Origin of the sequence: Klebsiella grimontii, assembly GCF_042137965.1 — a bacterium.
Taxonomy (GTDB): Bacteria; Pseudomonadota; Gammaproteobacteria; order Enterobacterales; family Enterobacteriaceae; genus Klebsiella; species Klebsiella grimontii.
In genome coordinates this window covers 1,966,422-1,981,188 of the sequence record NZ_CP169721.1, presented here as the reverse complement: position 1 = coordinate 1,981,188, position 14,767 = coordinate 1,966,422, and the positions used below count along the sequence as shown (strand labels likewise).

14 protein-coding genes and 1 tRNA gene are annotated in these 14,767 nt (G+C 57.1%); 11 read left to right on the top strand and 4 right to left on the bottom strand.

Annotated features, from left to right (window positions below):
• Positions 1–34 precede the first annotated feature (34 nt).
• Positions 35–1,021 carry a LysR substrate-binding domain-containing protein gene (locus ACE3MN_RS09355; protein WP_049099347.1) on the bottom strand — a complete coding sequence of 329 codons (987 nt, stop codon included), beginning with the start codon at positions 1,019–1,021 and terminating at the stop codon, positions 35–37.
• Between the two features lie 213 nt (positions 1,022–1,234).
• Between ACE3MN_RS09355 and ACE3MN_RS09350 the strand changes: the two genes are divergently transcribed.
• Positions 1,235–1,843 carry a glutathione S-transferase family protein gene (locus ACE3MN_RS09350; protein WP_032710991.1) on the top strand — a complete coding sequence of 203 codons (609 nt, stop codon included), beginning with the start codon at positions 1,235–1,237 and terminating at the stop codon, positions 1,841–1,843.
• 102 nt (positions 1,844–1,945) lie between these two features.
• On the opposite strand, the gene ldtA is transcribed toward ACE3MN_RS09350, so the two are convergent.
• The 3 genes from ldtA to nac form a co-directional block, all read right to left on the bottom strand.
• Positions 1,946–2,854, bottom strand: a complete 909-nt coding sequence (gene ldtA / locus ACE3MN_RS09345) for a L,D-transpeptidase (protein WP_155553325.1) — start codon at positions 2,852–2,854, stop codon at positions 1,946–1,948.
• Between the two features lie 111 nt (positions 2,855–2,965).
• Complete coding sequence (gene cbl / locus ACE3MN_RS09340; protein ID WP_004122262.1) at positions 2,966–3,916, bottom strand: HTH-type transcriptional regulator Cbl; 951 nt, start codon at positions 3,914–3,916, stop codon at positions 2,966–2,968.
• Positions 3,917–4,022: 106 nt separating this feature from the next.
• The gene (nac, locus tag ACE3MN_RS09335) at positions 4,023–4,940 is read right to left on the bottom strand and encodes a nitrogen assimilation transcriptional regulator NAC (protein WP_004132716.1); all 918 of its coding nucleotides are present in this window, start codon (positions 4,938–4,940) and stop codon (positions 4,023–4,025) included.
• A 330-nt stretch (positions 4,941–5,270) separates the two neighbouring features.
• On the opposite strand from nac, the gene ACE3MN_RS09330 reads away from it, so the two are divergent.
• From ACE3MN_RS09330 to ACE3MN_RS09285, 10 genes are all read left to right on the top strand, one after another.
• Positions 5,271–5,346 (top strand) — tRNA-Asn (locus ACE3MN_RS09330).
• 797 nt (positions 5,347–6,143) lie between these two features.
• A complete protein-coding gene (locus ACE3MN_RS09325; RefSeq protein WP_004138868.1) occupies positions 6,144–6,644 on the top strand; it encodes a helix-turn-helix domain-containing protein in 501 nt (166 codons plus the stop codon).
• A gap of 39 nt (positions 6,645–6,683) precedes the next feature.
• Entirely contained in the window at positions 6,684–7,229 is a 546-nt protein-coding gene (gene fimA, locus ACE3MN_RS09320) for a type 1 fimbrial major subunit FimA (protein WP_024359983.1), read from the top strand.
• 71 nt (positions 7,230–7,300) lie between these two features.
• Entirely contained in the window at positions 7,301–7,837 is a 537-nt protein-coding gene (locus tag ACE3MN_RS09315) for a fimbrial protein (RefSeq protein ID WP_049085579.1), read from the top strand.
• Between the two features lie 46 nt (positions 7,838–7,883).
• Positions 7,884–8,594: a fimbria/pilus periplasmic chaperone gene (locus tag ACE3MN_RS09310; RefSeq protein WP_082236997.1), complete on the top strand. Its 711-nt coding sequence runs from the start codon at positions 7,884–7,886 to the stop codon at positions 8,592–8,594.
• Positions 8,595–8,669: 75 nt separating this feature from the next.
• Entirely contained in the window at positions 8,670–11,297 is a 2,628-nt protein-coding gene (locus ACE3MN_RS09305; RefSeq protein WP_375364346.1) for a fimbrial biogenesis usher protein, read from the top strand.
• Positions 11,298–11,307: 10 nt separating this feature from the next.
• Complete coding sequence (locus ACE3MN_RS09300) at positions 11,308–11,835, top strand: fimbrial protein (RefSeq protein WP_024359987.1); 528 nt, start codon at positions 11,308–11,310, stop codon at positions 11,833–11,835.
• A 12-nt stretch (positions 11,836–11,847) separates the two neighbouring features.
• Positions 11,848–12,351 carry a fimbrial protein gene (locus ACE3MN_RS09295; RefSeq protein ID WP_004138850.1) on the top strand — a complete coding sequence of 168 codons (504 nt, stop codon included), beginning with the start codon at positions 11,848–11,850 and terminating at the stop codon, positions 12,349–12,351.
• 17 nt (positions 12,352–12,368) lie between these two features.
• On the top strand, positions 12,369–13,274 hold the full coding sequence (locus ACE3MN_RS09290; protein WP_224251846.1) for a fimbrial protein: 906 nt from the start codon (positions 12,369–12,371) through the stop codon (positions 13,272–13,274).
• Positions 13,261–14,736 carry an EAL domain-containing protein gene (locus tag ACE3MN_RS09285; RefSeq protein WP_171820865.1) on the top strand — a complete coding sequence of 492 codons (1,476 nt, stop codon included), beginning with the start codon at positions 13,261–13,263 and terminating at the stop codon, positions 14,734–14,736. The genes ACE3MN_RS09290 and ACE3MN_RS09285 overlap by 14 nt, the downstream gene beginning before the upstream one ends.
• Positions 14,737–14,767: the final 31 nt, after the last annotated feature.

The window sequence follows — 14,767 nt, the reverse complement described above, 5'->3', positions numbered from 1 at the left end:
TCGCCTTTTCAAATTCTATTGCTGGAGAATATTTTTATTCATCGACATCACCCATGTTATGAATGTTCTCAGGGTATCCCGCCTCCGGGCGGGAGCGATGGTTTCCGTCTCGCGGATGTTTCTTTTCCAGCGCGTCAGTTTGTTGACCCCATGCAGCAACCTCCTCATCAAGCCAGGCCTTAAACAGAACGGCTTCGGTTTTCTGTTCAGCGGCCTGCGACGACACCAGCCAGTAAGGCCACGGATATGGGGCGGTGAAAGGCGTAAGCTGGACCAGTTCGCCTCTGCAGAGCGCCTTCTGGACTAACGAGCGGCGTTCCAGCGCGATACCTTTACCAAGCCGGACGGCCTCCAGAACCAGGTTCGAGTCGTTGATGCACAAACCGCCGGGCACAATCTCTCTTTCAAGTCCCGCATTAACGCACCATGTTTTCCACGACTCCATCGAGAAGATAATTTTACTCTTCGCTATCTCTGATGGTGTTCGGGGAAGCGCGCCGTCGTTATAGGATGGCGCGGCCACGACGATAAGCTCATCGGCGAAAAGATAATGGCTTTCCATTCCGTCCCAGTCGCCTTTGCCCATTCGGATCGCCATATCAATCCCTTCCTGCTGCATGTTGGCGATCGCCAGACTCGCCTGTATGCGCAGCGAGATATGGGGATATGTCGCCCGAAACCGCTCCAGTCGCGGCACTAACCAGTGACTACCAAAGGAGGGTACCATCGCCAGCGTCAGCTCCTGCCTTCTCGGTTTGACCTGCACCAGCCGGGTGGCATCAGCGATATGATGCAACGCCTCGCGGACCTGTAAGGCATAGAGCCGCCCGTCTTCATTAATCTGCACGCCGCGACCGTGACGGATAAACAGCTTTAAGCCGACCATCTCCTCCAGCACTTTAATCTGCTGGCTGATGGCTGAATGCGTAACGTGAAGTTCTTTTGCCGCCAGCGTCACGCTGCCAAGCCGGGCCACGGCTTCAAAACTACGTAAACTGGCAATAGGTGGAAAATCCGACATGCTTCACTCCCGCAGCTTAACTCAATATACGTGACCAACAACCTGTCAGTAATACTAACCCGATCCGTTAGATACCGATGATATTCGCTATGCACAATTTATTGTAATGTCTGTTCACCACCGGTGATGAAGCGTTAACCCGCCGCTACTGAGTCCCCATTCGTATTAATGAATTGAGTTGCGTCATTTCACAGAGACAGGAAAACAGGAATCATGATTAAACTTATCGGCATGATGGATTCGCCTTATGTCAGGCGCGTGGCGATTTCTCTTGAACTCTACGGCGTCGAGTTTGAAAGTCACCCGCTGTCGGTATTCAGCAGCTTTGACGCGTTTTCCCGCATCAATCCCGCGGTAAAAGCGCCGACGCTTTTGCTGGATAACGGAATTCGCCTGATGGACTCGTCGCTGATACTGGCCTATTTTGAAGGCCAGGCCTCCCCGGCGCGCAAGCTGCTGCCGGTCGATCCACTGGCGCAGGCAAGCGATCTGCAAACGCTGGGCTTTATTCTCGCCGCGGGTGAAAAGGCGGTGCAGAACGTGTATGAACACAACCTGCGCCCGGCGGAAAAGCAGCATAATCCGTGGATAGAGCGCATCACGATTCAGCTGCTGGCGGCCTGCAGGGAGTGGAATACCCTGCTGGAAAACCGTCCGGCGGCCGCGGTCCCCGATCAGGTGGCAGTAACGAGTACGGTAATCTGGACATTTATTCAGTCGATGATCCCCCACGTGGTTCATGCGGGAGACTTTAATCATATTCAATCCGCTGCTGAATTATATGAAGCCCATAGCGCATTTAAAAAACATCCCTTTGGTTAAGCTCAAAGAGATGAAGCTAAATACCCAACATGAATCTCCACGACGACCAATAGCGCCCGGCACCCGCGGGCGCGCAGAAACCGTTCAGCGTGGCGGAAAAGGTTAAAATCCGCTACCTGCCGGCATAGCTGAATGCCCAATCGCCACCGGCATACCGGAGCGGCGTTCAAGCGCTTGCTCCGCGCGATTCACATCCACGCCCTCCCCCTTCACAAAGGCCTGAAGCGCCGGCGTGACCGGGAGCGGCACCTTACGGTCCGATTCATACTCCGCGCGGTTGCGCGACAACGGTTCGTGGACTTCAACCCAGCGGCTGCCGTCCGGCTCGACGGTATATTTCACCGGCTGATCGATGATTTGCACGCGCGTTCCGACCGGAACGGTATCAAACAGGTATTTGATATCGTCGTTACGCAGGCGGATGCAGCCCTGGCTCACGCGCAGGCCGATACCGAAATTGGCGTTGGTACCATGAATCGCGTAGAGCCTGCCGATGTAAATCGCATACAGCCCCATTGGGTTATCCGGCCCGGCCGGCACAAACGCGGGCAGGCTTTCGCCCCGACTGGCGTATTCACGACGGGTATTGGCGGTTGGCGTCCAGGTTGGCGCCTCTTGCTTACGCTCCACAGCGGTGACCCAGTTACGCGGGGTTTCGCGTCCTGCCTGACCAATGCCAATCGGCAGAACATCAACGGTTGTGCCTTCAGGTGGATAGTAGTAGAGACGCATTTCTGCAACGTTGATCACAATGCCCTGGCGTACCGTGGCGGGCAGAATAAGCTGCTGCGGCACCACCAGCGTGGAACCCGATTTCGGCAGGTATACGTCGACGCCGGGGTTGGCCTCAAGCATGTTGCTCAGACCCTGGCCGTACTGAGCGGCGAAGGCCTCCAGCGGCTGGGTATTATGTTGCGGAATAGTGATGGTCAGCGGACTGCCCACCAGGCGGCTTCCTTCCGGCGGCAACGGGTAGCTCACCGCCAGAGCGCTCTGGCTGGTGAGGATCATAATAAGAGAACAAAGCAGTTTCACACGCCGCACAATTTCCCTTCCTTTGTGGCGATAATCGTGAATAAATTATAGCTTCGTTTGCTATCTCATATCTGATTTATCATCCTGCTAAATCTGATAATCAATCGCCGCTTCTTCCGGCTCCATCGCCTGGCGTTTAATTTCCTCCAGCGACAGCCCAGCGTTGCACAGTTCAATAAAGCGCCAGACGTAGTTTCGCTGCAGCTGCCCGCGCTTCAGGCCCAGCCAGACGGTATTGGCGTCAAACAAATGGCGGGTATCGAGACGCGTAAAGGTATCAGACTCGCGCGCGTCGCCTGACTGTTCCGCTACCAGCCCAACTCCCAGCCCCAGTTCGACGTAAGTTTTGATGACGTCGGAGTCCTGAGCGCTTAATACGATATCCGGCATCAGTCCTTTACGGTTAAAGGCTTCGTCAATACGCGAGCGGCCGGTAATTCCCTGACGATAGGTAATGAGCGGCCAGCGGGCGATGGCATCGAGGGTTAACGGCGTCACCTGGGTCAGCGGGTGATCTTTGGGGACCAGCAGGCTGTGGTGCCAGCGGAACCAGGGAAAAGCCACCAGCGTCGGATCGTTGCTCAGACGCTCGCTGGCGATACCAATATCCGCGCCGCCGTTGTGCAGCAGCGCTTCAATTTCCTGCGGCGTCCCCTGAACTAACTCAAGACGCACGTCGGAAAAGAGTTCACGGAAGGCTTTAATCACCGGCGGCAGGCTATAGCGCGCCTGGGTATGGGTGGTGGCGATGGTTAAGACGCCGGAGGCATCGTTAGTAAACAGGTCAGCCAGGCGGCGAACGTTGCTGGCTTCATTAAGAATACGCTCGGCAATCAGCAGTAACGCTTTGCCCGGCTCCGTCATCCCCAGCAGACGTTTGCCGCGGCGGATAAAGATTTCGATCCCCAGTTCTTCTTCCAGTTCACGAATATGACGGCTGACGCCCGATTGCGATGTATAGAGCATATTGGCGACTTCCGTCAGGTTGTAATCCTGACGGGCCGCTTCACGAATAATTTTGAGTTGCTGGAAGTTCACCCTTTCCTCCGGGCTATCAGACATAACATAGGCGCTATTGTTAAAGTCTGTTGTCCCTGCTAACAAATAATAAAAACCAGCAACTTATTCCATCCAGGAATATAGCCTAACTGACTAACAATAATTCACGGTTTTCCAGCGACGGGCGACTCACCAGCGACATCAAAATTTCCTTCACCGCCTGCGCCTGCGGTGACAGGCTGCCGCGAGCCGACATATTGAGTGACAGCGACAGGCTCATTGACGGCGTGCTGATGCGCGCCATCCAGCCATTAGCCGCGCCGCACAGCGAACGGGCGGCGGATTCCGGGAGTACGGTGACGCCCATGCCGCTGGCAATGGCCGCCGTCAGGGTGGTGATGGATTCAATTTCGCCGATAATTTTTGCCGACAGGCGACGCAGGGTGAAAGCTTCGGTGACCCGCGCGCGGACGGCGCTATAATCGCGCGGCAGGAACAGATTCATCTCCGCAACCGCCGTCAAATCCACGCTCTGCCCCGGACAATCCCGGGTGCCGACCAGGTAGAGATCTTCTTTCAGCAGCGGCTGGCTGACGATCCCGGCGACCGGCGAGCGTTCGTAGAGCACGGCCATATCCAGCTGACCGTCGATAAGCTTGTCGTTGAGGATCGTTCCGCTGCTTTCCTGCAAATAGACCATCACTTCCGGCAGCTCATTACGCACCGTTTGCAGCAGCGGCATGGTAATGGCCGAAGCCGCCGTCCCCGGCGCCAGACCGATTGACACCTGGCCGCTTAGCGTCTGACCGACGTTGTTGACCGCCAGTTGCGCCTGCTCGCACTGGCGCAGGATAGTGCGAGCGTGGGTGTAAAGGATCTTGCCCGCTTCGGTCGGCGTGACGCCGCGCTTGGTGCGGATCAACAGCTGCTGGTCCAGCTCGCCTTCCAGGGTCGCAACCTGTTGGCTTAACGCCGGTTGTGCGATGTGCAAGACTTCAGCGGCCTGGGTCAGACTGCCGATATCGACGATTTTCACGAAATACTTCAGTCGTCTTAAGTTCATTTTGCCTCCTGTAAGGAACACCAGTACCAACACTGGCCGTTTAGATACAGAAGGTTTTGCAATTTGCTTGCCAGCTTTTTACCACAGACGCAAATGCCGCTGCAGGCCGCGTAATAAGGGATACTGATAGCAAACTGCGATTTTGTTGCCCGGTAAGCGGATTGCGGTATGCCCCATTAGGGGTATAAATGCACTGCAACGGTGCACCCGGCCGGCCAATGCCGGAAAAACAGGCACACTGTTGAAATTGTCAGCAAACGAACAAGCGCAGGTGATTCAGGCTTTGACAAGGGGGATGGTCATCGTTAATATGCGCCCCGTTCACACGATTCCTCTGTAGTTCAGTCGGTAGAACGGCGGACTGTTAATCCGTATGTCACTGGTTCGAGTCCAGTCAGAGGAGCCAAATTTAAGAAGCCTGCTTTCGAGCGGGCTTTTTGCTTTTCCACTCTCTCATGGCAGCCGTACCGCCTTCTTTAATACCCCCAAATGCGTTCTGCAACGGCGTCTCCTCCAGGCGATAGCAGAGAAAAAACGCCCTGGCACATTAATATCCATTCATTACACTGACAAACGAGGGTGAAGACAGGCTGCGAACGAACCCCATGCTTTTCAGCCCGTGTATCTTAATATCACGCTCCGAATCCCAGCCCGGCTATAAAAGACTTTTGCATCATCGCCTCAATTATACTGCCGGCCATCGCTTCAGCACGGCAGTTTGGGTTCCGTAGTCAATCCGTCATCGCTTCTGAATAAATACGATGCTATTTTCCCCCGCAGAATTAGCGTTCTGATGCGAGCGGAAAAGGTATACTCGGGTCACCTCTATAGGGCTCTTCAGAAGCTCTTAAAAATTTTTGCTGCACTAAGATAGAAAATCCCACGCCTTTAACAAGGAATATTCCCTAAGAAAATTCCAATACAAAGAGCAGGGCTATTGTTGAGGCTTTAATGATAACCTCTCCCTATCATCTTTGCTTTATAAAAAACTACAAATAAATATAATAACAAAATTTAACACCAATAAAAAATATAAATACAAACAAAAACACCACACAAAAACAGCTTAATGGCCGTTATATCTTTTAGAGCGTCAGCGACATGTCTCATTGAGGCGGGCAATGTTAGATTACCCTCAATTCGCTGAATGGTGTTATTAACGCTGAGTTAAAGGTCAACCCAAGGATGAGATCGCGTTCAGATATGAATCTATCAACTAATATTTTATCTAAGGATAAATATTTTACTCTGGGCCTGATTGAATTGCTTGGAGAAGAGTTTATTGACAATTTCTTTTTGATTATAGATTTGGACTCTAACGACCTTCCCGGTGCGGAGTGGATTTATTTTTCGAATAAAAACATTGTCGCCTTTGCATCCAGCGACTTAGCGTTCTATAAGTCCGAACTCTTTGGCAAAGTAACGGTACTAGACAAAAAGAGTAACACCAGAAGTATTCTGAATTTCTTTTTAAAGAAAGAAACTGCAGGAAATTATCATACTAAGTTCCAGCTGAGTCTGCGTGAAAAGCAGATATTAAGCATGTTGAGCAGAGGGGAAAGCAACCAGGAGATCGCAGAAGAGTTTGGCGTGAAACTTAAGACTATTTATACCCACCGTCGCAACCTGATGAATAAATTAGGCTGTAAAAATAGGATTACGTTTCAAAATTTATTTTTCAACAATAAATGTCTTTTTAAGTGAAGCATCGCTTCAGGATTATTCATAAACAGGAGTTTTACCATGAACAAATTAGCCGTTATCGTTTTTTCAGCACTGTCCCTGAGCGCTACTGCAGCCCTGGCAGCCGATCCCGTTACGGTGAACGGCGGCACGGTACATTTTAAAGGTGAAGTGGTGAATGCGGCCTGCGCAGTGGATGCCGGTTCTCTCGATCAGACCGTTCAGTTAGGCCAGGTTCGTTCAGCGAAACTCGCCACCGCAGGCAGCACCAGCTCTCCCGTGGGCTTCAACATCCAGCTGAATGATTGCGATATCACCGTTTCCGAGAAGGCCGCCATTGCTTTTGCTGGCACGGCGATTAACAGTACCAACCCAACCGTTCTGGCCCTGCAGGGTTCTGCCGCGGGCGGCGCGACTAACGTCGGCGTACAGATCCTTGACCGTACCGGTACCCCGCTGGCGCTGGATGGCGCGACTTTCGGCGCGCAAACCACCCTCAGCAATGGTACCAACGTCATCCCGTTCCAGGCTCGCTACTTTGCGACCGGTGTCGCGACTGCCGGTACTGCTAACGCGGACGCCACCTTTAAAGTGCAATACGAGTAATTTCTTCATCAGGCAAGGAGGCGCATCGGGCCAGGATGGCCCGTTATCCAAATAAGACTGGGGTGATAACGATGCAAAAGATGAAGTCGGGTCTGTTGATATTTTTGCTACCACCGCTGGCGCTGGCCGGTAACTGGGAGGTGATGTTGCCCGGCGGGAACATGCGCTTCCAGGGGATCGTCATTGCCGAGTCCTGCCGCGTTGAAGCGGGAGACCGGCAGATGACGGTCAAGATGGGGCAAATCAGCAGCAATCGGTTTCATTCGGCCGGGGAAGACACCAATCCCGTCCCTTTCGATATTCACCTACAGGAGTGCAGTACCGCCGTGAGCCAGCGCGTTGGCGTGGCGTTTCACGGCGTCGCCGATGGTAAAAATCCGGATGTCCTCTCGGTTGGCGAGGGGCCGGGGATCGCTACCGGCATTGGCGTTGCCCTGTTTGATAAAACCGGCAGCCAGATCCCGCTCAACGCGCCAGCAGGGGCATGGGCGCAGCTGCACACCGGGCCAACCACGCTGCATTTTGTCGCTAAATATCGTTCCACCGGGAGTCAGGTCACCGGAGGAGCCGCGAATGCTCAGGCCTGGTTCTCCCTGACCTACCAGTAATCAGCGCCGGTAACAGGAAATCACCGTGAGAAAGAAAGAGATAAATATGAAAAATAGACTGGCTACCACGCGCGGGATGCGCGGTTTACTGGCGGGACTTTTACTGATCGCCACCGCCGGTTTTTCGACTCAGTCGCAGGCCGGCGTGGCGCTGGGTGCTACCCGCGTAATTTATCCGGCGGGGCAGAAACAGGCGCAGCTGGCGGTAACGAATAACGATGACAATACCTATCTGATCCAGTCCTGGGTGGAAAATGCCGACGGCGCGAAGGACGGAAGCTTTGTTATCACCCCGCCGCTGTTCGCCATGCAGGGGAAGAAAGAGAATACCCTGCGCATCCTTGATGCCACCAACAACCAGCTGCCGCAGGATCGGGAAACGCTGTTCTGGATGAACGTCAAGGCGATCCCGTCGATGGACAAATCAAAGCTCAGCGATAACACCCTGCAGCTGGCGATCATCAGCCGCATTAAGCTCTATTACCGCCCGGCTAAACTGGCGCTGCCGCCGGATCAGGCCGCGGAAAAGCTGACGTTTCGCCGCAGCGGGAATGCGCTCACGCTGATTAACCCCACCCCTTATTACCTGACGGTCACCGAACTCAACGCCGGCACCCGGGTGCTGAAAAATGCGCTGGTCCCGCCGATGGACGAAGCCAGCGTCAGTTTACCGTCCGATGCAGGTCGCGAGATTACCTACCGGACGATTAACGACTACGGCGCACTCACCCCGCGCATGAAAGGCGTCATGCAGTAACCGATCGGGGAGCAGCGCTCTCCCCCCTGAACGAAAAAAATAACGATGGCCGGGCGACTTTGGACCGGAGGGACTATGTCACATCTGAAATATGGACTCGACCACGTGGGCTCCCGGCGTATGACTCCAGGATCTGCGCGCGCATTCGCGCAGATTCCCTTAGCTCTTTTACTCGCCTCGCCGGCTTTTTACGCCCAGGCGGAGCTCTATTTCAACCCACGCTTTCTGGCGGACGATCCCGCCGCCGTGGCGGATCTGTCCGGCTTTGAAAAGGGCCAGGAGCTGCCGCCGGGCACCTACCGCGCCGATATCTATCTGAATGACGGATATATGACCACCCGCGATGTCACGTTTAATGCCGGTGAAAAAGGCCACGGTCTGGCCCCCTGCCTGACGCGCGGACAGCTGGCCGGGATGGGCGTGAATATCTCAGCGATCGCCGGAATCGACGTCCTGGCGGCGGATGCCTGCGTACCGTTAACCGAGATGATTAAAGACGCGACGACCCGCTTTGATGCCGGGCAGCAGCGGCTGTATCTGACCGTACCCCAGGCGTTTATGGGCAACCGCGCCCGCGGCTATATTCCGCCCGAGCTCTGGGACCACGGGATTAACGCCGGCCTGCTGAACTACAACTTCACCGGCAACAACGTGCACAACGACGTTGGCGGCAGCAGCAATTACGCGTACCTGAACCTGCAGAGCGGGCTGAACCTTGGCGCCTGGCGCCTGCGCGACAACACCACCTGGAGCTACAGCAGCGGCGGCAGCTCGTCGACCAGTGAAAACAAGTGGCAGCACATCAATACCTGGCTTGAACGTGATATTACGCTGCTGCGCTCGCGCCTGACCCTCGGCGACAGCTACACCAACGGCGACGTCTTCGACGGCATCAACTTCCGCGGCGCGCAGCTTGCCTCCGACGACAATATGCTGCCGGACAGCCAGAAGGGGTTTGCCCCGGTGATCCACGGCATTGCCCGCGGCACCGCTCAGGTGTCGGTGAAGCAGAACGGCTATGAGATTTACCAGAGCACGGTGCCGCCCGGTCCGTTCACCATCAACGATCTCTACTCCGCCGGCAGCGGCGGCGACCTGCAGGTGACCATCAAAGAGGCCGACGGCAGCAGCCAGGTCTTCACCGTCCCTTACTCGTCCGTTCCGGTGCTCCAGCGCGAGGGCCATACCCGCTATGCCGTCACCGCCGGGGAGTACCGCAGCGGTAACGATCGGCAGGACAAACCAAAGTTCTTCCAAAGCACCGTAATGCGTGGTCTCCCGGGGGGCTGGACGCTGTACGGCGGCACCCAGCTGGCGGACCGCTACCGCGCCTTTAACCTCGGCGTCGGCAAAAATATGGGGGAGCTGGGGGCGCTGTCGCTGGATATCACCCAGGCCAACGCCACCCTGCCCGATGACAGCGAGCGTCAGGGGCAGTCGGTACGTTTCCTCTATAACAAGTCGCTGACGGATACCGGCACCAATATTCAACTGGTGGGCTACCGCTACTCGACGCGCGGCTATTTCAGCTTCGCCGACACCACCTACAGCCGGATGAGCGGCTACAACGTCGAGACCCAGGACGGGGTGATTGAGGTAAAGCCGAAGTTCACCGATTACTACAACCTCGCGTACAACAAGCGCGGCAAAGTGCAGCTCAGCGTTACCCAGCAGTTGGGGCGTACCGCCACGCTTTACCTGAGCGGCAGCCACCAGACCTATTGGGAGACCAGCAAGTCCGACCGGCAGCTCCAGGCCGGGCTTAACGCCGCCGTCGACGATATCAACTGGACCCTGAGCTACAGCCTGACCAAAAACGCCTGGCAGCAGGGTCGTGACCAGATGCTGGCCGTCAACGTCAATATTCCGTTCAGCCACTGGATGCGATCCGACAGCAAGTCGGCCTGGCGACACGCCAGCGCCAGCTACAGCATGTCCAACGATCTGAACGGCAGGACCACCAGCCTGGCGGGGCTGTACGGCACGCTGCTGGAGGACAACAACCTGAGCTACAGCATGCAGACCGGCTACGCCGGCGGCGGTGAGGGCAACAGCGGCGGCACCGGCTACGCGGCGCTGAACTACCGCGGCGGCTACGGCAATGCCAACGTCGGCTACAGCCGCAGCGACGGCATCAAACAGCTGTACTACGGCCTGAGCGGCGGCGTGCTGGCCCACGCCGACGGCGTCACCCTGAGCCAGCCGATGAACGACACGGTGGTGCTGATCAAAGCCCCCGGCGCAGACAATGTAAAAGTAGAAAACCAGACCGGGGTCCAGACCGACTGGCGCGGCTACGCCGTTCTGCCCTACGCCACCGAATACCGGGAAAACCGGGTGGCGCTGAACACCAACAGCCTGGCCGATAACGTCGACCTGGACGACGCGGTGGCCAGCGTAGTGCCAACCCACGGCGCGATAGTTCGCGCGGAGTTTAAGGCCCACGTCGGACTCAAGCTGCTGATGTCGCTCATCTATAACGGTAAGCCGGTTCCCTTCGGCGCGCTGGTCACCTCTGTCGGCAGCCAGGGCAGCAGCATCGTCGCCGATAACGGCCAGGTTTATCTGAGCGGGATGCCGCTGGTCGGCAAAGTACAGGCGAAATGGGGTGAAGGCCCGAATGCCAGCTGCGAGGCGAACTACAGCCTGCCGCCGGAAAAACAGAGCCAGATGCTGATCTCGCTGTCCGCCGAGTGCCGCTAAGGAAACCATGATGAGAAAAAACTTCTACCTGCTGAGCGCCCTCGTATCACTGGCGGTCAACAACGCCAGCGCGGCGGACAGCACCATCACCATCAGCGGCTACGTCCGCGATAACGCCTGCGCCGTGGCGGGTGAATCGAAAGATTTTACCGTCGATCTGATGAATAACGCCGCCAGGCAGCTTCATGCGGTTGGGGCAACCACGCCGCTGGTGCCGTTTCGCATCGTGCTGTCGCCCTGCGGCAGCTCGGTCACCGCCGTCAAGGTCGGCTTTGTTGGCGTTGCCGATAGCAGCAATACCGAACTGTTAAAGCTCGACGGCGGGGCTTCAGCGGCGGCAGGCATGGGCGTACAGATCCTTGACGCGCGGCAAACGGCGCTGCCGCTCAACGCCGCTTCGTCAGCGATCGCCTGGACCACGCTGACCCCCAGCCAGGCCAACACGCTGAACTTTTACGCCCGGCTGATGGCCACCCAGGTGCCGGTGACCGCCGGACACGTTAATGCAACCGCAACCTTCACGCTTGAATTTCAGTAACCGGAGGCGCTGATGAACCCGACCTATTCCGGATGGCTGCTGGCCGCGATGCTGGCGGCGTCCTCCCCGACGCTACAGGCCGCCGACGTCACCATTACCGTTAACGGCAAAGTGGTGGCCAAACCCTGTACGGTTTCCACCGTTAACGCCACCGTCGATCTCGGCGATCTCTATACCTTTAGCCTGGTGTCCGCCGGCTCTTCGTCGCCCTGGCATAGCGTGGCGCTCAACCTGAGCAACTGCCCGGTCGGCACATCGCGGGTCACCGCCAGCTTCAGCGGCACGGCGGATGCCACCGGCTATTACAAAAACCAGGGTACCGCCGGCAATATCCAGCTTGAGCTCCAGGATGCGGGCGGCACCACGCTGAATACCGGCGCGAGAAAAGAGGTACAGGTGGATGACGCCACCCAGACCGCCAGCTTCCCGCTCCAGGTCAGAGCGCTAACGGTCAACGGCGGCGCTACCCAGGGAACGATCCAGGCGGTGATTAACGTCACCTATACCTACGCCTGAGCCAGGAGAAAAGAGGAATGAAAAAAATAGTCACCCTGTTGTTAACGCTGCTGCTGGCGGGCTGGTCGCTCAACGCCTGGTCGTTCGCCTGTAAAACCGCCGCCGGGGTGACAATCCCCATCGGCGGCGGCTCGGCGAACGTTTACGTGAACCTCGCGCCGGCGGTCAGCGTCGGGCAGAACCTGGTGGTGGATCTCTCGACGCAAATTTTTTGCCATAACGATTTCCCGGAAACCATGATCGACTACGTGACGCTGCAGCGCGGTTCAGCCTACGGCGGCTTACTGTCGAGCTTTTCCGGCACCGTCAGGTATAACGGCGTCAGCTATCCGTTCCCGACCACCAGCGAAACGGCGCGCATGACCTACAATTCCAGTGTTGATAGCCCCTGGCCCACCGTCCTCTATCTGACGCCCATCAGCAGCGCGGGCGGCGTCGCGATTTCCGCCGGTTCATTAATCGCGGTGCTGATCCTGCGCCAGACCAACAACAAGGATAATGACGACTTCCAGTTCGTATGGAACATTTACGCTAACAACAGCGTCGTGGTGCCAACCGGCGGCTGCGACGTTTCCGCTCGCGATGTGACGGTGACGCTGCCGGAATATCCCGCGTCAGCCGCCATTCCGCTGACGGTTTACTGCGCGCAAAACCAGAATCTGGGCTACTACCTCTCCGGTACCACGGAGAACGCGGCCAATTCGATATTTACCAATACCGCCTCGGCCTCCCCCGCCCGGGGGGTGGGCGTTCAGCTAACCCGTAACGGCAGCGTCGTTCCCGCCAACACCACGGTGTCGTTAGGCAACGTCGGAACCTCGGCGGTCAGCCTCGGATTAACCGCCAACTACGCGCGCACCAGCGGCCAGGTGACCGCGGGTAACGTGCAGTCAATTATCGGAGTGACCTTTGTTTACGAATAACCCCCCGCCCCCTGCCGGCAGGCGGCAGGTCGACTGCATCCTGTCGCCCTGTTCGCTGGCCGCCGAGGGGCTGGTGCGGATAATAGAGGAAGGGGGAACCCGGCCCGTCGTGCTGCCGTCAGAGTCGCCTGCCCTACCGGCTGGCGTTCGCCGCGTGGTGGTCTTTCTCCCAGAAGCTCCCGCCCGGCTTCTCGCCACCCTGAAGCGGGCTGCCGCGCTGCTGGCTCGGTCCGCCACGCCGCTTCCCATGCTGTTTCTCAGCCGCAGCCCGGCGAGCTGGCTGTGGTCCACCCTGCTGCATCAGGTCGCCGACCGTCGCCTGCTTTCAGCCGTGCGGGCCGCCGCATCCGATCTGCCGGTCCCCAGCCTGGCGGCGCTGCTGCGCGACGCCATACTCGACGGCTATCCTTCCCTTGAACAGCTGGCAGAGGAAGAGATGCGAGCTTTCGGCAAGCGCCCCGCCGGGCTCACCAGGCCGGAGCTGGACGCCATCCTCGGTTTACTCTGCGGCTACAGCGCCAGCGCTCAGGCGAAACGCCGCGGCATCAGCCACAAAACGCTCTACAATCAAAGAACCGCAGGATTAAAAAAAATGGTGGAACACCATCCTGAAATGGCCCCCGGTTTTCCCGGCAGCCAGATACGAGAACAGAAAAGCGAGCCCATCGCCGCCCTTTCCGCTTTCGAGCGCGAACTCGTCCATGCGATCCACACTCGACATATCTTCCCGGTTTTCCAGGCCATTGCCGATGAACGCCGGCAATTAAAGGGGATGGAGATCCTCTCCCGCTGGAACCGAAACGGCAGCGTGCTGCTTGCCGATGAGTTTTTACCGCAAATAGGCTCGGAATATGCCTGGCTGGTGCTCACCGCTTTTGTGCTTCAGGAGGCGGTACAGAATATCAACCGGCATTCTGGCGAATGCTATTTCGCCGTGAATATTCCCGCCGCCGTCGCCAGTAATGATAACCTGCTTCGCATGATGGAAACCGCGCGCCAGCAGCTGCGTCAGCCGCAGCGGTCGCAGAGGCTGGTGCTCGAGTTCGCTGAAAACAGCGACCTCAACCGCCACGGCAAAACAGCCGACAATATCGCCCGCCTGCAAAAGCGCGGCTTTCGTATCATGCTCGATGGCTGCTTCTCGCAAAGCAGCGTGATGTTTCCGGTACGTACGGTGAGATTCAACGCCTACAAGCTGGATATGAGCATCGTCAATGATATGCAGCGCGATCCGCACGCGCTCGCCCTGATTAAAAGCCTCATCCACTACTGCCAGTTGACCGACAGCCGCTGTCTGGCGGAAGGCGTGGACAGCCGGGATAAATTTAACAAACTCAAAGCGCTGGGCGTCGACTCTTTTCAGGGGGACGCCATCGCTGCGCCGGTAGGCAGGGAAAACGTGGCGGAGATGATGGCGGAGCTCTCAGGCGAAGCGGAGCCGCAGTCCGGCGTCGCAGTATAATCAGCGCCCGACGGGAGACATCGGGCGTTGA